The organism is Synergistaceae bacterium (genome assembly GCA_017450125.1).
In the GTDB taxonomy this organism is placed as follows: domain Bacteria; phylum Synergistota; class Synergistia; order Synergistales; family Aminobacteriaceae; genus JAFUXM01.
On sequence record JAFSWZ010000040.1, the window covers coordinates 95,505 to 115,499 of the forward strand.

Annotated in this window: 15 protein-coding genes and 1 tRNA gene; 12 read left to right on the forward strand and 4 right to left on the reverse strand. The window is 54.6% G+C overall.

The features are described 5' to 3' along the window. The first annotated feature begins 4 nt into the window (after positions 1 to 4). Both IJT02_09850 and IJT02_09855 read left to right on the forward strand, forming a co-directional pair. On the forward strand, positions 5 to 2,485 hold the full coding sequence (locus tag IJT02_09850) for a site-specific DNA-methyltransferase (protein MBQ7545229.1): 2,481 nt from the start codon (positions 5 to 7) through the stop codon (positions 2,483 to 2,485). Continuing rightward, on the forward strand, positions 2,482 to 5,142 hold the full coding sequence (locus IJT02_09855) for a DEAD/DEAH box helicase family protein (GenBank protein MBQ7545230.1): 2,661 nt from the start codon (positions 2,482 to 2,484) through the stop codon (positions 5,140 to 5,142). Before IJT02_09850 ends, IJT02_09855 begins: the two co-directional genes overlap by 4 nt. 10 nt (positions 5,143 to 5,152) lie before the next feature. Here the strand turns inward: IJT02_09855 and guaA are convergent, their stop codons facing one another. Beyond that, the gene (gene guaA / locus IJT02_09860; GenBank protein MBQ7545231.1) at positions 5,153 to 6,688 is read right to left on the reverse strand and encodes a glutamine-hydrolyzing GMP synthase; all 1,536 of its coding nucleotides are present in this window, start codon (positions 6,686 to 6,688) and stop codon (positions 5,153 to 5,155) included. Between the two features lie 62 nt (positions 6,689 to 6,750). Here guaA and IJT02_09865 point away from each other — a divergent pair, with 62 nt between their 5' ends. From IJT02_09865 to IJT02_09880, 4 genes are all read left to right on the forward strand, one after another. Continuing rightward, positions 6,751 to 8,202 carry a S8 family serine peptidase gene (locus IJT02_09865; GenBank protein ID MBQ7545232.1) on the forward strand — a complete coding sequence of 484 codons (1,452 nt, stop codon included), beginning with the start codon at positions 6,751 to 6,753 and terminating at the stop codon, positions 8,200 to 8,202. A gap of 18 nt (positions 8,203 to 8,220) precedes the next feature. After that, positions 8,221 to 8,544: a hypothetical protein gene (locus tag IJT02_09870; GenBank protein MBQ7545233.1), complete on the forward strand. Its 324-nt coding sequence runs from the start codon at positions 8,221 to 8,223 to the stop codon at positions 8,542 to 8,544. Between the two features lie 13 nt (positions 8,545 to 8,557). Beyond that, positions 8,558 to 9,043, forward strand: coding sequence for an FkbM family methyltransferase (locus tag IJT02_09875; protein ID MBQ7545234.1), 486 nt, complete (start codon positions 8,558 to 8,560; stop codon positions 9,041 to 9,043). A gap of 51 nt (positions 9,044 to 9,094) precedes the next feature. Then, positions 9,095 to 9,169 (forward strand) — tRNA-Thr (locus IJT02_09880). Between the two features lie 70 nt (positions 9,170 to 9,239). Here the strand turns inward: IJT02_09880 and rho are convergent. The 3 genes from rho to IJT02_09895 form a co-directional block, all read right to left on the reverse strand. Then, positions 9,240 to 10,508, reverse strand: coding sequence for a transcription termination factor Rho (rho, locus tag IJT02_09885; GenBank protein MBQ7545235.1), 1,269 nt, complete (start codon positions 10,506 to 10,508; stop codon positions 9,240 to 9,242). A gap of 370 nt (positions 10,509 to 10,878) precedes the next feature. Then, positions 10,879 to 11,835 carry a 6-phosphofructokinase gene (gene pfkA / locus IJT02_09890; protein ID MBQ7545236.1) on the reverse strand — a complete coding sequence of 319 codons (957 nt, stop codon included), beginning with the start codon at positions 11,833 to 11,835 and terminating at the stop codon, positions 10,879 to 10,881. A gap of 68 nt (positions 11,836 to 11,903) precedes the next feature. Then, entirely contained in the window at positions 11,904 to 12,659 is a 756-nt protein-coding gene (locus IJT02_09895; GenBank protein ID MBQ7545237.1) for a hypothetical protein, read from the reverse strand. 194 nt (positions 12,660 to 12,853) lie between these two features. Here IJT02_09895 and IJT02_09900 point away from each other — a divergent pair, with 194 nt between their 5' ends. From IJT02_09900 to IJT02_09925, 6 genes are all read left to right on the forward strand, one after another. Beyond that, complete coding sequence (locus IJT02_09900) at positions 12,854 to 13,162, forward strand: STAS domain-containing protein (protein ID MBQ7545238.1); 309 nt, start codon at positions 12,854 to 12,856, stop codon at positions 13,160 to 13,162. A 5-nt stretch (positions 13,163 to 13,167) separates the two neighbouring features. Further along, complete coding sequence (locus IJT02_09905) at positions 13,168 to 14,106, forward strand: DUF2156 domain-containing protein (GenBank protein ID MBQ7545239.1); 939 nt, start codon at positions 13,168 to 13,170, stop codon at positions 14,104 to 14,106. Next, a complete protein-coding gene (locus tag IJT02_09910) occupies positions 14,103 to 15,032 on the forward strand; it encodes a DMT family transporter (GenBank protein MBQ7545240.1) in 930 nt (309 codons plus the stop codon). The genes IJT02_09905 and IJT02_09910 overlap by 4 nt, the downstream gene beginning before the upstream one ends. Next, complete coding sequence (locus IJT02_09915; protein ID MBQ7545241.1) at positions 15,007 to 15,873, forward strand: hypothetical protein; 867 nt, start codon at positions 15,007 to 15,009, stop codon at positions 15,871 to 15,873. The genes IJT02_09910 and IJT02_09915 overlap by 26 nt, the downstream gene beginning before the upstream one ends. A 15-nt stretch (positions 15,874 to 15,888) precedes the next feature. Then, the gene (locus tag IJT02_09920; protein MBQ7545242.1) at positions 15,889 to 18,330 is read left to right on the forward strand and encodes a SpoIIE family protein phosphatase; all 2,442 of its coding nucleotides are present in this window, start codon (positions 15,889 to 15,891) and stop codon (positions 18,328 to 18,330) included. 94 nt (positions 18,331 to 18,424) lie between these two features. Then, on the forward strand, positions 18,425 to 19,984 hold the full coding sequence (locus tag IJT02_09925) for a methylmalonyl-CoA carboxyltransferase (protein MBQ7545243.1): 1,560 nt from the start codon (positions 18,425 to 18,427) through the stop codon (positions 19,982 to 19,984). Positions 19,985 to 19,995: the final 11 nt, after the last annotated feature.

Genomic DNA, 19,995 nt, shown 5'->3' on the forward strand with positions numbered 1-19,995 from the left:
AATCTTGGCCACAAAGAAGAGCGGAAAGAAGCACGAAATGACAGCAACCATTCACGCAGAGACGCGCATAAACAACCCCGAAGCCGGGCACGGACAGCTTGAGCCCCCCGCAGACCCTACGCACACATACGCTTTTGACCCGCACGAATCCCCCGCGCTCGACTGGGCAGGAAAGACTGAGGGAGAAAGCTTCACCGTTCCGACGTCGTCAATCCACGTTCACGAGACAGTGAGGCCGCACAGAATAATTTTCCCAGTCCAGAAGGAGGAGACCAGAACGCCCGAACGCCAGCAGTATCTTTTCCCCGAAGCGTCTTACGCTGACAGGGCAAAGAGCACGCTTGCGGCCGTTGAGACCTACCAGCACGCCAAGAACTGGATGAACAGGATGATAGCCGGAGACTCGCTGATAATCATGAACTCGCTGCTTCAGAAGGAGAGCATGGCAGGGACTGTGCAGACGTGCTACATTGACCCGCCTTACGGGATAAGGTACGGGAGCAACTTTCAGCCGTTCGTGGGGAAGAAGGATGTTAAGGACAGGAGCGACGATGACCTGAGCACTGAGCCGGAGATGATTCGGGCATTCCGCGACACGTGGGAGCTGGGGATTCACTCGTATTTGACGTATCTGCGAAACCGGCTGTTATTGGTGAGGGAGCTGCTGTGCGATTCTGGGAGCGTGTTTGTGCAGATAAGTGATGAGAATGTTCACCATGTGCGGGAGCTGTGCGATGAGGTCTTTTCCCCCGAGAATTTCGTAACGATGATTAAGTTCACGAAGTCAGGGAAGAATCCTTCGAACCTCATGGGTAGCACTACAGATTATCTCGTGTGGTACGCGAAGGACAAGGAGCATGTGAAGTATCGCCAGCTATATGTGGAGAGGAAGCCAGGTACGCCATCGTTTGACGTGTACAGGTACATTGAGCTGGAGGACGGAACTGTGAGGAAATTAACACCAGAGGAGATGAACGACAAAACATTTCTATCAAGGTGCCGAAATTTTCAGTATGATACATTACTGTCGGCTGGCGCAACTAGTAATTCTACTGAACTTTTGGAGTTCGAGGGCAAGAAGTATTCTCCACCCGCAAATAATCACTGGAAGACAACGATTGAAGGCATGAAGAGACTCATAGCGGCAGGACGCATCAGTGCTTCAGGAAAGACCTTGCGCTACAAAAGATACATGAGCGATTCGCCAATGATGCAACTCGACGACATGTGGAATGACACAGGCGGGACTCCCGACATGCTCTACGTAGTCCAGACCTCCACGAAGGTAATTCAACGCTGTATCTTGATGACCTCCGACCCCGGAGACCTCGTCCTCGACATCACCTGCGGCTCCGGCACAACCGCATTCGTCGCAGAGCAGTGGGGCAGACGCTGGATAACCGCAGACACCTCACGCGTAGCAATCGCCATCGCACGGCAGAGACTCCTCACCGCCACCTTCCCCTACTACAAGCTGGCCGACCTTCAGGCCGGAGTCTCCGCAGGGTTCGTGTATGAGACAGTCCCGCACATCACGCTGAAATCCATCGCCAACAATGAGCCCCCCGCACAGGAAATCCTCTACGACAAACCCGAGACCGACTCAGGCTTCATCCGCCTCACAGGGCCTTTCACCGTCGAGGCTCTCCCTGCTCCCGTAGTGTTTTCCCCCGACGAGGCCGCAGAGTCCGGCACAGCAGGAGAGGGCGCGAAACTATCGGACTGGCGCGAACAGCTCAAGGCTACGGGAATCGTCAGCAGGGGCGGCGAACGCATAAGGTTTTCACGCGTCGAGGCCAAGACCGGCACACGGTGGCTCAACGCTGAGGCAGAGACGGAGGACGGACGGAGCGCGTATGTGTGTTTCGCGGACGAGTCAAGCCTCATGGACTCGCGCAGGGTCTTCAACGCAGTGCAGGAAGCATTGCTCGTGAAGCCCGACATGCTGATTTTTGCGGCGTTCCAGTTCGACCCGGAGGCATCGCAGCTCATCGAGGACTTGGCCGGGGTTCACAGCCTCACGATTCTTCAGGCGTTAATGAACACGGACTTGATGACTGAGGATCTGCGCAAGAAGCTCAAGACGGACCAGTCTTTCTGGCTCGTTGGTCAGCCGGATGTTGAGCTGCTGAATGCTGAGGGCGGAATGTACCGCGTGAGGGTGCTGGGGTTCGACTATTACGATGTCAAGGCGGGAAAGGTAGACTCCGGCAACGCTGACAAGATTGCGATGTGGATGCTTGACCCTGATTATGACGGCGGGACTCTGAATCCCTCGCAGGTGTTCTTCCCGATGGAGGGCAGAAGCGGAGGATGGGCAAAGCTCGCAAGGACTCTCAATGCTGAGATTGACGCTGAACTTATCGAGGCGTATTCGGGCACGGAGTCTTTACCCTTCAAGGCCGGAGAGAAAATCGCGGTGAAGGTCATCGACGACAGAGGGATTGAGAGCATGAAGGTGCTTCGCCGTGAGGAGGCCGAATGATGGAGCGCAAAGACTTCACGATAAATTCGCCCTACGTTGAACCGCAGCAGTATCACCGTTACAACGACGAGACCAGCAGGTTCGAGATAATCCCGGAGCGCAGGCCTGCAGGGTACTTCCTCGCTGTCCCAAGAAGCAGCCGCACAATCTTCAAGCCCCTCGACAACGTCAACGCAATCCGCAAACTCGTCAGGGAATGGCGGGAAAACGCTTATCCGCACGTTACCGCAACGACCCGCAGACTCCTCGAACACTGGCACGACAATTCCGCACGAATGTACCCGTTCTTCTGGTGCCAGCTCGAGGCAATAGAGACGCTGATTTTTCTCGAGGAAGGCCGGGCGAATGTTCAGGTTGACGGCGACGGCGGAGAGTTCAGGCGGCTGTGCACAAAGCTCTGCACCGGCGGGGGCAAGACTATCGTGATGTCGATGCTCATTGCGTGGCAGGCCTGCAGCACAAACGGCACAAGGAACTTCCTTATAGTTACGCCGAACCTCACCGTCAAGGACAGGCTGAAGGTGTTATTGCCCGGAGGAGCGGGGAATTACTACGACACTTTTTCTGTTGTTCCGCCTGAGATGAGGGAGATGCTCAACAAAGCGCGCATAGAGATTCACAACTGGCAGGAGATGAAGCCCGACAAGCCCGACACGACCAGCGTCGACAAGAGAGGCCCGAAGAGCGACAACGCTTTCTGCAGGGAGCTTGTTGGCAGCATGAGGAACATCATCGTCATCAACGACGAGGCGCATCACGCGTGGAGAGTTAATCCGGGCAGGAAGAAGCTCACGGAAGACGAGAAGGAAGCTACTGTGTGGATACAGGGGCTTGACCGACTTCACAGGACGCGCGGAATAAGGACATGCTACGACTTTTCGGCAACACCTTTTGTGCCGGGAATGAGCGTTAAAGATGAGGAAGGGCTGTTCACGTGGATTGTGAGCGACTATTCACTTAGCGACGGGATAGAAGCCGGGATCGTGAAGACACCCAGACGCGTAACAGGCACGAACATTCCGCCGGACAAAAAAACGTTTGAGCCGAAGCTGTATCACATTTACGCAGAAGCGGAGGTGAAGGCAGACCTTACGCGCAGAGGAAGCAGGGAAGACGACGAACTTCCTGACCTTGTGCGCAACGCGTATGCTATTCTTGCGGCTGACTGGCAGAAAACGCTGGAGGCATGGCGTGAGGCGGATGTTCCTGCATTGCCCGTGATGATTTCCGTAACCAACAGCACGGAGACCGCCGCGAGAGTTTCCCGGATGTTCAGCGATGGAATCGCGGGAGTGCCCGGCCTGTGCAGTGATGATGCAATTCTGCACATAGACTCGGGAAAACTCGACAAGATTACCGGCCCGGAAGCTGACGAGCTCAGGAAGACGGCTGACACTGTCGGCAAGGAAGGACAGCCCGGCGAAAAGAAGTGCAACATAATTTCTGTGTCTATGCTGTCTGAAGGATGGGACACGCGGACAGTTACGCACATAATGGGATTGCGTGCATTCACGAGCCAGCTTTTGTGCGAGCAGGTTGTGGGGCGCGGCTTGCGGAGAACGTCATACGATCCGCCGGAAAGCGAGGACGGGCTGTTTTCGCCGGAATACGTCAATGTGTTCGGAGTGCCGTTCAGGTCGATGTTCTTCGGCGGCGACGAGAGCACCGGGGAGAATGACCCGCCCGTAGTCGAGAAGCCCAAGAGCATCGTGAAGGTACTGCCGGAACGTTCGGAGTACGCGATAACTTGGCCGGTCGTCAGCAGGCTTGAGTACGTTACGAGGCAGAAGCTCAGCCTTGATGTCGGGAGCGTGCCTGAACTTGTGCTTGAGGCAGGGAGCACGATACTCAGCGCGGATGTTGCGCCGGTTATCGACGGGCAGGCGGACTTGGAGAAGTGCAGCGGGATTGACCTCCAGCGTCTGGGGGAAAGCGTAAGGCTTCAGCGGATAATCTTTGATGCGGCCGGGAAAGTCTACGATGAGTTCAGCGAACAGTGGCAGAAGAAGGGGGTGAAGCTCGCACATATCGGGCAGGTGATTCGTCTCACGGAAGAATATCTGCGCGGAGGTGCGGTGAGGATTCAGCCGGAGCTTTTCGGGACTGACAAGCTGCGCCGGAAGATAATGCTCGCGCTGAACATGAAGCGTATTATCCGGCACATCTGGGGGCATATCTTCAGCGAGAACGTAGACGAGATTATCCCGGTTATTGAGCAGGGGAACAGGGGGCGTTCGACGCGGGACATGTCGCCGTGGTGGACTGCCCGGCCTGCGTATGAGACCATGCACTCACACATCAGCAAGTGCGTCTGCGACAGTACATGGGAACACTCGGAAGGCTGGTGCCTCGACCACAACCCGGACGTGAAGGCGTGGGCGAAGAATGACCACTTGGGTTTCAGCGTGAGCTACATGTTCGGCGGAAAAGTTCACAGATACCTTCCTGACTTTCTGGTGAGGCTGTCGAACGGCAGAACTCTCATCCTTGAGGTCAAGGGCAGGGAGTCGGAGCAGGACAGGGTGAAGCGTGAGGCTCTCGCTGACTGGGTGAAGGCTGTGAACCTCGTAAAGGTTTACGGCGAATGGTCTTGCGATGTCTCAAGGAATCCTGCTGACGTTGACGGAATAATAGCAAGGAAGTTAGGGGTTAGCTAACCCCTAATCCTTACTCCCACTCGATCGTTGCGGGCGGCTTCGACGTTACGTCCATCACAACGCGGTTGATGCCCTTGACCTCGTTGCAGATTCTCTTTGCGACACGGTCAAGAACGTCGTAATCTATCCTGACCCATTCCGCCGTCATTGCGTCCTGCGAGTGGATGGCTCTCAGCACTACAGCCTCTCTGTACGTCCGGCTGTCCCCCATAACTCCGACGGACTTCACGGGAAGAAGCACACAGAACGACTGCCAGATACCAGCATACAGCCCCGCACTCTTGAGCTCCTCACGGAAAATCGCATCAGCTTCGCGCAGTGTGTCGAGTCTCTCGCGCGTAATCCCTCCCAAGCACCTCACCGCAAGTCCCGGACCGGGAAACGGCTGGCGGTTGATGATGTCCTCCGGCATTCCGATTATCCGGCCGAGCGCGCGCACTTCGTCCTTGAACAAGTCTCTTAACGGCTCTAACAGCTTCAGGTTCATGTGCTCAGGAAGTCCGCCGACGTTGTGGTGGGACTTGATTACCGCACTGCCCTTCTTCGTCCCGCTCTCGATAACGTCAGGATAGATTGTGCCCTGCAGCAGCCATTTCGCACCCTCAATCTTCCGTGCCTCCTCCTCGAACACCTCAATGAACAGACGGCCGATAATCTTGCGCTTCTGTTCCGGGTCAGTAACCCTAGCGAGCGCGTCAAGAAATCTGTCCGACGCGTCAACGTACTTCACATTCAGGCCTAGTGCTTCGTACTGGCTCATGACCTGCTGAGGTTCGTCCTTGCGCATGAGCCCGTGATTCACGAACACGCACTGAAGGTTTCCGCCGATAGCCTTATTCACCAGCACAGCCGAAACGCTCGAGTCCACTCCGCCCGAGAGACCGCACACTACCTTATCGCTCCCGACAGATTCGCGGATAGCCTCAACAGTCCCCTTCACCCAGTCGGCCAAGTCCCAGTCCCCCGAGCACCCGCACACTCCAAACACGAACGACCTCAGAATCTCCGTGCCGTGCTCAGTTGCGGCGACTTCGGGGTGGAACTGCAGGCCGTAGAGTTTTCGCGCGTCATTCTCGAACGAGGAGATTACCCCGCCCGCCGTTGATGATGTTGCGCGGAAGCCGGAAGGCAGAACAGAAACGTTGTCGCCATGACTCATCAGGACGTTCAGCGTCTCGGGAACGCCTTTCAGGAGAGCAGAGTCCTTCGCAGTGCGGATGGCAGTTACGCCGTATTCAGGTTTCCCGCCCGAACTCACAACGCCGCCCGTGAGTTTCGCGAGCAGCTGCATTCCGTAGCAGATTCCCAGCACAGGACAGCCCAGCTCCAGAATCGCAGGAGAAACCGTGATTGCGTCGGGTTCGTTGACGCTGTCAGGACCGCCGGAGATTATTACTCCCTTCGGCGCGTATGATGAGACTTTCGCGGCATCAGCATCCCAGTTCAGGATAACGCTGTGTATCTTCATCTCGCGGAGACGGCGCGCTATCAGCTGGGTGAACTGCGAACCGCAGTTGATGATGATGATATTTTCGTTATTTGTCATGTATCCTCCGAAATAGTGTTATATAATTTGCCAATTATCCCATAATTTGAGAGAGGTAGTGAATGTTTGTGAATACTTGCAGAAAGTTCATACTGTGCGCATTAATCGTGATGCTCGCAGTCCCGGCATATTCAGCCGAGTACGTGCCTGGCGATGTCCTCGTCGTCTTCAAGCCCTCCGAAGGCGTAAAGGCCTCGTCATTTGCCGCCGCGTGGGGTGCCAGCGTCAAGGAAGTCTACTCTGCCCTGTCCGGCGCAGGAAGTTCCGTGTACGCGCTCCTTCACTCTGAGACAAAGAATCCCGAAGACCTCACCGCAGAACTCCTCGCCAACCCCGATGTTCTCGCGGCCTCGCCGAACTACAAGGTCAGGGCGGCTGTTACCCCAAACGACACGTTCATCAGCCAGTGCTGGGGATTGAGCTCCATCAACGCCCCCGCCGCGTGGGACATCACCTCAGGAGACAGTAACGTCTACGTCGCGATAATCGACTCCGGCATCGACGAGACCAACCCCGACCTCACGGACAACGTCGCTACAGAGTACGGCACAAACACAGCGGGCGGGTCTTCTGCGCGCGACGATCAAGGGCACGGGACTCACGTCGCCGGAACAATCGGAGCTGTCGGCAACAACAGCAGAGGCATTGCGGGCGTGAACTGGAACGTAGGCTTAATCTCGGTCAAGGCACTCGACAGCAACGGCTCGGGCACGTTTGCCGGCGTAATCGCAGCGATAGACTACGTAACAGGACTGATTCAGCAGGGCGTGAACGTCAGAGCTGTGAACTTGTCGCTGGAGACCTACATTCCTGCCGCACCTGAACATGACAACCTTGTGCAGATGCCCTTATGGAGAGCCTTCAAGGACCTTGACGCGCTCAACCAGGCGGTAATAGTCTGCGCGGCCGGGAATTACGCCGTTACTGTCGGACAGCCCACGACATACGCTGATCCTGACGGCATGTTCGGTATCGGCTATTATGTCTACCCTGCGTCGTTCAACGGCCTCGACAACCTGATCTCCGTCTCTGCACTGGACACTGACGGCACAATAGCTTCTTTCAGCAACACGAACGCCACCATCTCAGCACCGGGCGTGAACATCCTGAGCACGTGGCTTCAGAACTCGGCATCATACCGCTCATCAGACGGCACGAGCCTGCGGGCAATTCAGGGCACATCGATGGCGGCTCCTCACGTTGCGGGGGCGGCGGCACTTCTCGCGTCGGCGAAGCCGAACTACACTGCCTACCAGCTCAAGCGCGCAATCCTCGACGCAAGCGGGGAGAAACTCGACCTTCTGGCGACGCTGAACTATCAGGCGGCAGTCCCCGAAAAAAGCACTGAGTGGACAGACTACGACGACTACGAAGACTACACTACGGACGAGCAGAGCTACAGCGGTGGCGGAGACTCGGACAGTGGAGGCAGCGGCGGGTGCGGAAGCCTTGTACTTGGCGCGTTTGCATTACTCCTGATTGTGCCTATAATATCTGCTCGTTTCAAGTTATAGGCGAGGAGGAGCTATATTTTGGACTTACGCGCTCTCAGAGCCCTTGCGATACGCATGGGCTTCAAGAATTTGGCTGTCAAGCTCAGCCACACGAGATTTGCGAGATTCCTGCAGGGTATCAACTACTCTGCAGGGCTTCGCAGGCACGGGAAGGAACTTCGGCAGGTGTACGACATGCTTGCCGATGATCTTTCCCGCGAAACTTTCAACGCCGTCATTCATGCCAGCAAGTCAGGAGACTATAGCATGATGAGGAACTACAACGTTCAGCCACAGTATTTCCTTAGGGACATTTGCGTACCAGAAGATAGGGAAATATACGTAGACGGGGGGGGGGTATGACGGAAAAGACGTATTGCACTTTCTGACCAGCTATGCAACAGCTCCCGAGAACTGCAAGGCGTACATCTGGGAGCCGGACGCAGAGAACATCGCAAGAATCACACGGACACTTCAAGGCTTCACGAACTTCGAGGTAAAGCCATTCGCAATGTGGAGCAAGCGCGAACAGCTTCACTTCTCAGGAACAGGCAGCGTAATTTCACAGGTCAGCAAGTTCGGCAAGGTAACAGTTCAGGCCGACAGCATCGACAACCAGCACTTCGACGAACCTGTAACGTTCATCAAGATGGACATTGAGGGAGCAGAACCCGAAGCCCTCAAGGGAGCAGAACGCACCATCAGGAAATACAGGCCGAAACTCGCGATCTGCATCTACCACCAGCCCAGCCACCTCTACGAGATTCCACTCTGGATAAAAAGCGTAGTCCCAGAGTACAGGCTATACATCCGCCATCACTCCAACGGCCTCAACGAGACTGTGTGCTATGCGGTAATGTAGAGGATGAGGCTTGCCAAAAAGTTAATCGGCTGATAAAATTTCCCCTGTTGTGCCGGTGTGGCTCAGAGGTAGAGCAGCGCACTCGTAATGCGCAGGTCAACAGTTCGAATCTGTTCACCGGCTCCATCACACAGAGAACAATGACCCGTCTTATTCGCTAAGGCGGGTTTTCTCGTCTCTTGTGGGATTGCGTGTATCAGGCAAGTTTGATTGAGTTCAGGAAATCGCTGTTGCTCTCCGTCTGCCTCAGCTTGTCAAGTATGAGGTTCAGTGCCCCTGCCTCGTCAACGCCCGCTATTCTCTTCCTGAGAATCCACAAGCGTTTGAGCTCTTCCTCCGGGATAAGCAGTTCTTCGCGCCTTGTTCCTGATTTGGTGATGTCTATTGCAGGGAAAATCCTCTGTTCCGCAAGTTTCCGCGACAGGTGAAGCTCCATGTTCCCCGTGCCCTTGAACTCCTCGTAGATAACGTCGTCCATCCTAGAGCCCGTGTCTGTAAGAGCCGTGCCGATTATCGTGAGGCTTCCGCCTTCCTCGAAGTTCCTTGCTGCCCCGAAGAATCTCTTGGGGAAGTACAGCCCCGACGGGTCAAGCCCTCCCGACAGCGTACGTCCTGACGGCGGAACGGTAAGGTTCGACGCACGCGCCAGCCTCGTTATGCTGTCCAGCAGAATCACAACGTCCCTCTTGGCCTCAACGAGCCTCTTCGCCTTCTCTAGCGCAAGGTTGGCGACGCGTATATGTTCGTCCGACGGCCGGTCGAACGTCGACGCGATTACTTCTCCGTCAATCGAGCGCGCAATGTCCGTAACTTCTTCCGGGCGTTCGTCGATGAGCAGTGCCATGATTATTACGTCGGGAGAGTTCGCCGCGATCGCACGGGCAATACGCTTCAGGAGCGTGGTCTTTCCGGCTTTCGGGGGCGACACGATTAATGCTCTCTGGCCGAGTCCTATCGGCGCAAACATGTCCACAAGGCGCGTGGCGATGTCCTTGCTCTCGTACTCAAGGCTCAGCCTCTTGTCCGGGAAAACCGGCGTGAGCTGGGCGAATATCGGCCTGTTGCGCGAATGCTCAGGGTCAGTAAAGTTCACCGTCTCGACCCGCAGCAACGCTTCATAGTGCTCCTGGTCTCTCGGCGGACGAATGAGCCCCCAGATAACATCGCCGTTACGAAGCCCGAAGCGTCGTATCTGTGAGGCAGAAAGGTACACGTCATTATCCGTCGGGAGCATTCCTTTGGGTCGCAGGAAACCGAAATTCTCCGGCAGAATCTCCAGCGTTCCGCCGCCGAAACGGTAATTCATGCTCTCCGCCTGCGCCTTCAGAATCGCGATAATCACATCATCCTTGCGCATGTTCGCCGGAGCGTTCACGTCAAATTCCTTCGCGAGCTTCCGCAGATCCGCCGCGTTCCGTGCCGACAGCATCGCGTAGGTGTATTTCGGCTTCGGGTGCTGAATCATCTCGCGCCTCCCAGTCCGATACTGCTGGCCTAACGCAGAGGACTCCTCCGGCTCGTCCGCTGTCTCGTCCTGAATGTCTGGCTCTTCGGGCATCATGACCTCTTCAGGTCTGGTATATCCTTCCGTCTGAATCTCCCTCACTTCCTCGCTGAGCTCTTCGGCCGTCATTCCTGACACGGGAGGCATCGCCATCGCCTCGTCCTGCTCCGAATTCCGGGCCGTTGTCCTGCGCACCGTGCGCGTTCTGACTGCGCGGGGCTGTTCTGTCTCTGTGTCTTCTGATTTTCTTCTTGGCATGTACTGTTTCCTTATTGAGTGTATTTGTGTGAAGAGAGGGGAGCAACAGCTTCACTCCCCTCACGGTAAAGCACTAGTTCATCTTGTTGATCAGGCTCAGCATCTCCGGGCTCAAGGATTTATGCTCGCTCCATGCCCTCTCGAGAGGACTGAGCACCAGCTTGTGGTTAATGTTGCCGACCATCATTCCGGACTTGCCGATCATGAGGTTCTCCGTCGCGAAAGCTCCCATCCTCGTCGCAAGCACTACGTCAAACGATGTCGGATGTCCTCCGCGCTGAATGTATCCCAGCACCGTTACCCGCGCGTCATACCCTCCTGCGTCGGCGAGCTGTTCGCGCATCTCTGCGGCTGTCATTACGCCCTCAGCAAGAATGATGAGCGTGTGCGTCTTGTGCTGTGAGTGGGACTGCTTGAGAATCTTCACCAGATTCCCGATGCTCAGCGGCAGTTCGGGAACTACGGCATATTCTGCCCCCGTCGCTACTGCAACTTCAAGCGCGAGAAATCCCGCGTTGCGCCCCATTACTTCGACCACAAAAAGCCTTTCGTGGCTCGAGGCTGTGTCCCTCAGCTTCATGATGGCATCAAGTGCCGTGTTCACCGCCGTGTCGAACCCGATGGTCTCGTCCGTGCCCGTAATGTCGTTGTCGATCGTGCCGGGTATTCCTATCGTCGGGAAGCCCAGATCATGAAGCTCCTTCGCGCCGTGAAACGACCCGTCTCCGCCGATTACTACAAGGCCGTCAATTCCTGCCTTCTTCATCTGCTCGAGAGCTTCCTGCCGGCCTTCGGGTGTCCTGAAACGCTCGCTCCGCGCAGTCCTCAGGATAGTCCCGCCTTTGTGGATTATCCCGCCTACTGCCGCACGGTCAAGGGGCACAAAATCTCCCTCGATGAGGCCTTCATAGCCTCTCATTACTCCGATGCACTCCTTATCGTTGAACATGCACGTACGGGCTACGGCTCTCACTGCCGCGTTCATGCCCGGCGAGTCTCCTCCGCTCGTCAGTACAGCGATACGGTCCATCTTGATCATGGTAACTACACTCTTCCTTTCGTGTGCTGTCTGTATTGCGCAGATATTGTAGCTTATGTTTACTCGGATTGCAGTTCCTCTATCCTGTCGTTTACTTCCTGCGCTTCCTTGTCGAGCTCGTCAAGCTGTTTGCGCAGGGCATCACGATCCGCCTTGAGCTTCTCGCTGCGTTTCAGGAGACGGTCAATCTCGAGCCTGTTTGCCGCCTTGCCTCCGCCTATCTTCGCCCTGTCCTTCGTCAAGTCCCACACCCACGTTATGTCGCCCCTTCCGGACAAAGCGATGCTTATCGAGCTGTTGAAGACGAGGCGCACATCACGCGCACCCTCGAGAACGTCCTTGCCGGTCTTCGGGTCATAGCGCGGAAAGTACACCATTCCGTCGCGCGGGCCGAGAATCCTGAAGTTGAAGCGTTTGTCGTAGTCTATGGGCGTGTACTTCTTACGGCCTACCATCATCGTTACGTTCTTGTCGAACGGGCTCGCGTAAATCGGGATTCCCCTGACGTACATGTCGATGTGGAACGGTATCGACTCGGCGAGGTTGAGGTTCTTCAGGAGCGTGTACTTGTAGTTCTCGGCCTCGTCGGCTGTCCAGAGGTTCTTCTCTGCTTCTGCGGCTATCAGTGCTTCGACGTAATCGTTGGAGTAGTAGGTAGCCTTGAGCTTTATGCTCTGGTCGCCGTCTTTGTCGCTAGCTTCGAGCTCATGAGACCACTGCGCGAGCACAGAGTCAACACGTTCTGCACCAAACGCCGCCGCGCAGAGACACAGCAGCAACACAATCACTGACGCTGAAACTTTATGATTGAGCATCCTCAGAATTTCCTTCCTGTGTAAAAATTTCAGGTGAACTAATTTTGTCCGACTGGTTTGAAAAATTTATGGGGTAATAAAAATTTTGGGCTATTATACAACAAGTTGTTGATGTGTCTAGACAGCAAGATTATTGACTTGCAGTGGGAAAAATGATACTTTACGCAAATCCAATTACGGAGGTTAATATTATTATGGCACTTAACATCACCAAAGCAACAGCAACAGATTCACTGACCATTGCGCTTGACGGCCGTCTCGACACAACTACAGCACCCCAGCTTGAAGCGGAACTCAATGCCTCGATGGCGGGGGACGTGAAGGAACTCGTGTTCGACATGGCGAAGCTGGCCTACATTTCGTCGGCGGGACTGCGCGTGCTCCTCAAGGCACAGAAGACCATGAACAAGCAGGGCAGCATGACGATAAAGAATGCCGGAGCGGAGATTCTGGAGATCTTCGAGGTAACAGGTTTCGACGAGATTCTGAACATCGAGAAGTAGTCTGTATGCTCGACTTCAGGCCGGTAACCCTCAGTGATCGCAGCATGATTGAGGGTTACTTCTCGAAGTGGGGCGGGCATTCTTGCCAGTACTCATTCATGTCGTTGTTCGGAACGCAGGGCATGTTTGGCGACATGGTGTGCGAGAAAGACGATGTCCTGTACTTCCTCCGCACCAAACGCTGTACTTCGTCCGCACGAGCCTACCTGTTCCCTCTTGGGGACTTTACGGACAGGACAGCCCTCCGCAAGGCCGTAATGAATGTACTCGAAGATGCCCACTCACGCAATTTTTCTGCACGTTTCGAGGCAGTCAGCAAAGACGCTGCTGAAGCTGTGCAGGAATTATTTTCCGGGCTTTTCAGGATAGAGCCTTCCCGCGACTATTCAGAGTACATTCACAGACGCTCCAGCCTTGCTGATTATCCGGGCAGCAAGTTCAGTTCGCGGCGTTATGACTACAACTGCTTCTTCAGGCATTACGCCGGCCGTGTTTCTATCTGTCTGATTCGGGAGGAGCATATCCCTGCAATAAGGGAGTTCCAGGAATGCTGGCTGGCTCTCAGGAAGCAGTCTGCGGACTCTCGCCTGAAGGATGAGCTTGATGCTGAGCATGTGGGAGTATGCCGGTGGCTCGATCATTATTCAGAGCTTGGCCTCTCGGGAATAGTTGTGTTCGTTGACGGGGAACTGAAGGGCTACGCTTTCGGATACCGCATGGATGACAGCTATTATGATGTCCTGGTCGAGAAGGGAGATAATGACACGGAAGATATTTACTGCGTTCTTGTCCGTGAACTCGTCAGGAAATGCTGTGCTGACTGCGACTACATCAACAGGGAAGAGGACTGCGGAACTCCGGGCCTGCGGAAAGCGAAAATGTCATACAGGCCTGACTTCATGCTGGAAAAATTCACTATCTGTGAGATTGCCGACAACAAATGAACAAACTTGAAGCTAACGTATTGCTCTTGATGATCTCCATCTTTGATGCAATACAGTACGTCTTTCTGTCGTATGTTCCTGAAGACGTTTCGCACTTTGCGTTCCTGTGCATGACTAACCTTGTGGGGTTCATCATGACGCTGGCGTTTTTCTTCGAAGAACTCTTCAGGCTCGACGCAAAACAGGTTCTCCAGAGCCTTGTACTTGCCGCCGAACTGATGGTGTTTGACATCTTCATGCTTCTCGGCTCGTCAGGCGTTGACCCGACAATGACAGCGGCGGTCATTTCGTCGTACTTCCTGTTCATCGTGATAATCTCTGTCGCGTTTCTTGGCCAGTCCGTCGAGAAGAGCAGCATCGTCGGAATAATAATAGTCTTCATCGGGCTGTTCTTCATCCTTGACATGGACATTACAGGCTTGTGGGACAGGCACATCCTCTACCTCGTGATTGCCGACATCGCTTTTGCGACGTACACAATCACTGTGGGGTATTATGCTTCTGCCTCGAATCCCTCGATCCTGTCGATGGGTCATAACCTGTTCTGCTTCCTGTTTACGCTGATTTTGTGGGTAGGCGAGTCATGGTTCTACAAGATGCCGTTCACTCTTCCTTCGGAGCGTCAATTCTGGGGAATAGTGATCTACATCGGCTTCTTCATACGCGGCTTATATACAGTCATCCAGATTTATGCGCAAAGGTATGTCAGTGCACTCAACACGTCATTAGTTCTCTCGTCAGGAATAGTTATCACTATGGCAGTATCTCCCGTTCTCTCTGCGTTGTTCAGCACAGAACCTGAGGTCATAACTCCATACAAGATAATCGGCAGCGTAATCATGGTGGCCGGGCTTCTGACTACCGAGCCGGAATTTGTCAGTACAGTGAGGAAAATGTTCCATGCAGGAAAGAAAGTTTCACGATAAAATCAAGCTCCTAGTTCTGTCGTGCTTGGCGTATATTCTTCTTGATGTCCCTGTAAGAGTAACGGAGTTCTTCCCCATCAATGCCGGTCTGAAGAGTTTTCTGCCTTCAACGCTCGGACTGTTTTTCGGGTCTTGGGGAATCGCAGGGTGCTGTGCAGGCAGCATTGTCCCTTCTGCGGTGATGGGCGTGTCATGGAGCGATGCAGGTTATGAGTGTTTCTGCATAGTAGTGAACGGGCTCGTTATGTGGCTCGGCTGGCACATATTCTCGCGTTCTCACACGGTGCATTTCAAGTCCGTCCGCAAATACATAATCTATTCCGGGCTGTGTGCGGTGTCGTCTGCATTGTGCCTTGACACGAAATATTCTCTGTCGTACTTTGCGGCAGAGATGATTGTAGGCCTGCCCATCAATATCCTCTTGTCCGGGCCTCTCGCTGTTGAGCCTGTAGTTCCGCCTTTCTGCAGCGTAAAGGATGACGCGGCGTTCTCGCTGTTCTCTGACCCCGAAAGCCTCGAAAGCGCGAATGAAGTACTAGAGCTGACCGGCGAGAGCAAGGGCTTGGGCATGAAGCGGATGTTCGAGATAGAAAGCTGTATTGAGGAGATGTCCATACGCATCTTCAAGGCACTGCCAGAAGCGGAGATAAGAGTCCGAATAAACTACAGCGACGCAATATCTATGAGGCTGAGCTATGAGGGCAAAATGTATAACCCGTTCGTGATCTCCAAAGGTGATGACGTTCTGGGCATGATGAGCCTGAAGATAATCAAGCACAGAGCTTTGCGGGCATCTTACGGCTATTCAGGCGGAGAGAATAACATTCACGTAGTAGTGTAAAGGAGAGGTACAGGCATGGAGTCCAAGAAAGTGCTCAAACGGCTGCCGATACGCAAGAAGATTCAGCGTATGGTGATGGCAATATCTATAGCTGCGTTAATCGTAACGAGTTCAGCCGGAATAGTCAGCATGATGCGTATTCAGGGAGACAGCGAGTCTGCATTGATTCATCAGATGGAGCAGAACCTCAGGACGATAATTGAGGACAAAGCCCGCTTTGCGGATTCCGAACTCAGCAAGTACGCAGGTTATCTTCTGAACTGTGCAGAATACGCCCGGGACCTCTACAGGAATCCCTCGAACTATGCCGCAAAGAATGTCCGTCCTCCATTGATGGAGAATGCCGGAGTGTTCGCGATGCAAAGATTCCTCGAGAATCCCGACATTTCGTTTGAGGCAGTCAGCGATGAAGTAACTTTGCTCGGGAATCTTGAGCAGGTCTTCGATCCGATAATCCGGCACAACAGCAGCATAGTTACGACGATATACGCGGGAACTAAGCGCGGAGTCATGGTCGACTATGATGCGCAGTCAGAGCTGGCAGAAAATGTTGAAGGCACGGAACAGTATTACGCTTTCTTCTCGTACGACTGGTATCATGAGCCGATGAACACAGGAAAGACATATTTTTCTGCGGTCTATTGGGACGAGTACAGGGACAAGCCGGTATTAGCCTGTGCTGTTCCGTTCTACGATGCTGAAGGCGAATGCGCCGGAGTCATCGGGATGGACATACAGGTAGCAGACATATACAGCGAGCTTGTGAATATCGATTTGGGAGAAGGAGCGCAGGTATTTCTTGCCGACCAGAAAGACAGAATCATAGAAGGGTACGACAGCAAGGGCAGCAGCAGGACGTTATTCGACGATACCGATGCGAACGAACAGATATTGTCTGACATTCTGGCGCGGAAGACGGGAATAGCCTTGTCCGATAACGGCATATACTACGCATACACACCGATCAGCATGACGGACTGGAAGCTGTGCGTGAAAATTCCCGAGAGCACGATACTGTCGCCTGTACGTTCGGTGAACCGCACTATCATCATGACAATGCTTATGTTCACTGCAGCGTTTGCCCTGATAATAGTGATCGTGATTATTACGGCACGGAAGTTCTCAGCAAAGCTCACCTCGCCGATAGTTGCGCTGGACCGCGATGTCTCCAGGATAAGCTCCGGCAATCTCGATCACCGCGCCGAAATCCGCACCAACGACGAGATAGGCGACCTTGCCCAGAGCTTCAACACGATGGCGGCATCCCTCAAGGACTACATCAAGAACTTGGCCGCTGTTACCGCTGAGAAGGAGAGAATCGGTGCAGAGCTCAACGTTGCGACGCAGATTCAGGCGGACATGCTCCCGAAGATTCTGTCGCCGTATCTGGGACACAAAAAGTTCGAGCTCTACGCGACGATGAACCCAGCAAAGGAAGTAGGCGGAGACTTCTACGACTTCTTCCTGATCGACGACGAACATCTCGGGCTGGTTATGGCTGACGTTTCGGGGAAGGGAGTACCTGCGGCACTGTTCATGGTTATCGCGAAGACGCTCATCAAGAACCGCGCGATGATGGGGGGAACTCCACGCGAGATTCTCGCCGACGTGAACAACCAGCTGTGCGAGGGCAACGAAGCTGACCTGTTCGTAACGGTGTGGCTGGGGATTCTGGATCTGTCTACAGGAAAAGTTATCGCCTCGAATGCAGGCCACGAGTACCCGGCAATCTGCAGGGCAGGAGGAAGCTACGAACTCTTCAAGACGAAGCAGAGCCCGGCCGTCGCGACAATGGAGGGCTTGAGGTTCAGGGAGAGCGAGTTCACGCTGAATCACGGAGACAGCCTCTACGTGTACACCGACGGAGTGGCTGAAGCGACGAACATACACGACGAACTTTACGGCACGGACAGGATGCTCGAGGTTCTCGACGAGACGCATGGCATGACCGCGCAGGAAGTCCTGTCGCACGTGAAGCAGAGCGTCGACGAGTTCACGGGGGAAGCTCCGCAGTTTGACGACATAACGATGCTGTACCTGAAGTTCACGGGAGGTGAACATATGCATGAACTTGAAGTAGAAGCGGCAACCGAGAGGCTTGATGAGGTGCTGAATTTCATTGACGGGCATCTCGAGGAATGGGGCTGTCCGATGAAGACGCAGACGCAGATAAACATTGCGGCGGAAGAACTCTTCGTGAACATCGCGCACTATTCCGGCTCTGAGACGGCAAGAATCACCGTCGCCAAGAATGGCACTGACGCAGAGATAACCTTCACGGACAGCGGGACTCCCTACAACCCTCTGGAGAAGCCTGACCCTGACATAACGCTTAGCGCGGAAGAACGGAGCATCGGCGGGCTGGGGATCTACATCGTGAAGAAGAGCATGGACTCGGTGAGCTATGAGCACAAGGACGGCAAAAATGTGCTGACAATCCGCAAGAACATCGCGTAGGCGCAATCTTTGCAATGAACGGGTTATTATGTTATTCTAGCTTGCATCCAAAAATTTTACACACAACACACATAAAGGAGGAACTTGTCGGATTATGGGACTTCGTACTATAGAAGAGCTTTGTGCGGAGCTTGCCGAGAAGCGTACTTCTGCACAGTCCGGCGGCGGGAAAGAAGCCGTTGACAAGCAGAAGGCCAAAGGCAAGGGTACAGCCCGCGAGAGACTGGCACAGCTTCTTGATCCGGGTTCGTTCGTAGAGATCGACGAGTTTGTTACGCACAGGTGCACCAACTTCGGCCTTGAAGAGAGGAAGCCTCTCGGGGACGGGGTAGTAACCGGCTGGGGCACAATCGAGGGACGCAAAGTCTTCGTGTACAGCCAGGACTTCACGGTGTTCGGCGGGTCATTGGGCGAGAAGCACGCGGACAAAATCTGCAAGGTTATGGATATGGCTATGCAGATGGGATGCCCGGTAATCGGCCTCAACGACTCGGGCGGAGCGCGCATTCAGGAAGCACTTGACGCGATGAACGGCTACGGAAAGATCTTCAAGCGCAACACTCTCGCCAGCGGAGTAATCCCGCAGTTCAGCGTGATACTTGGCCCTACAGCCGGAGGAGCGGTGTACAGCCCTGCACTCACTGACTATATCTTCATGGTTGACGGAGAAAGTGTAATGCACATCACCGGCCCTGAAGTCATCAAGGCAGTAACGGGCGAGGCAATCACCGGCGAGGAGCTCGGAGGAGCAGAAGCACACAACACCAAGAGCGGAGTAGCGCACTTCGAGGCGAAGGACGAGGCAGAGGCATTCGCGCAGGTTCGTAAAGTTCTGTCGTACCTTCCGCTGAACAACCTTGACGACGCACCCTTCAAGCCCACAGCGGACAGCCCTGACCGTGCAGACCCTGAACTTCGCGGAATAGTTCCCGTCAACCCCAATAAGGGCTACGACGTTCACGAGGTGATTACGCGCGTGCTTGACGACGGAGAGTTCACGGAAGTGCAGGCCGGATGGGCAAAGAACATCGTTATCGGCTACGGACGCATCGGCGGGCGTGCTGTGGGAATCGTCGCGAATAACGCAGACGTTCTTGCGGGATGCCTCGACATTGACGCTTCGGACAAGGCTTCACGTTTCGTGCGCCACTGCGACGCATTCAACCTCCCGATAGTTACATTTGTCGACGTTCCCGGCTACCTGCCCGGCGCAGACCAGGAACACAACGGCATAATTCGTCAGGGCGCAAAGATGCTCTACGCTTACAGCGAGGCCAGCGTCCCGATGGTAACGGTCGTGATGCGCAAGGCTTACGGCGGGGCATACATCGCGATGGGCAGCAAGTCGCTCGGTGCTGATGTGGTTCTGGCGTGGCCTCAGGCAGAAATCGCGGTCATGGGTGCTGAAGGTGCCGCAAGAATCGTCTTCAAGAAGGAGATTGACGGCGCGACTGACCCCGGCACGAAGATGCTCGAGAAGATCGACGAGTACCGTGAGGCGTTCGCCAACCCCTACAGAGCCGCAGAGAGGGGATATGTTGACTGCGTGATACTTCCTGAGGAGACGCGCAAATGTGTGTGCATGGCACTTGCGGCAATGGAGAGCAAGCGCGAGACACGTCCGGCCAAGAAGCACGGAGTAATTCCGCACTAAAGGAGGTTGAA

Excerpts from the sequence above, each read along its gene's own strand:
- IJT02_09855 (MBQ7545230.1), top strand. The coding sequence starts at position 2,482 with ATGATGGAGCGCAAAGACTTCACGATAAATTCGCCCTACGTTGAACCG.
- IJT02_09925 (MBQ7545243.1), top strand. The coding sequence starts at position 18,425 with ATGGGACTTCGTACTATAGAAGAGCTTTGTGCGGAGCTTGCCGAGAAG.
- IJT02_09900 (MBQ7545238.1), top strand. The coding sequence starts at position 12,854 with ATGGCACTTAACATCACCAAAGCAACAGCAACAGATTCACTGACCATT.
- rho (MBQ7545235.1), bottom strand. The coding sequence starts at position 10,508 with ATGATTCAGCACCCGAAGCCGAAATACACCTACGCGATGCTGTCGGCA.
- guaA (MBQ7545231.1), bottom strand. The coding sequence starts at position 6,688 with ATGACAAATAACGAAAATATCATCATCATCAACTGCGGTTCGCAGTTC.
- IJT02_09895 (MBQ7545237.1), bottom strand. The coding sequence starts at position 12,659 with ATGCTCAATCATAAAGTTTCAGCGTCAGTGATTGTGTTGCTGCTGTGT.
- IJT02_09905 (MBQ7545239.1), top strand. The coding sequence starts at position 13,168 with ATGCTCGACTTCAGGCCGGTAACCCTCAGTGATCGCAGCATGATTGAG.
- pfkA (MBQ7545236.1), bottom strand. The coding sequence starts at position 11,835 with ATGGACCGTATCGCTGTACTGACGAGCGGAGGAGACTCGCCGGGCATG.
- IJT02_09910 (MBQ7545240.1), top strand. The coding sequence starts at position 14,103 with ATGAACAAACTTGAAGCTAACGTATTGCTCTTGATGATCTCCATCTTT.
- IJT02_09920 (MBQ7545242.1), top strand. The coding sequence starts at position 15,889 with ATGGAGTCCAAGAAAGTGCTCAAACGGCTGCCGATACGCAAGAAGATT.
- IJT02_09865 (MBQ7545232.1), top strand. The coding sequence starts at position 6,751 with ATGTTTGTGAATACTTGCAGAAAGTTCATACTGTGCGCATTAATCGTG.
- IJT02_09915 (MBQ7545241.1), top strand. The coding sequence starts at position 15,007 with ATGCAGGAAAGAAAGTTTCACGATAAAATCAAGCTCCTAGTTCTGTCG.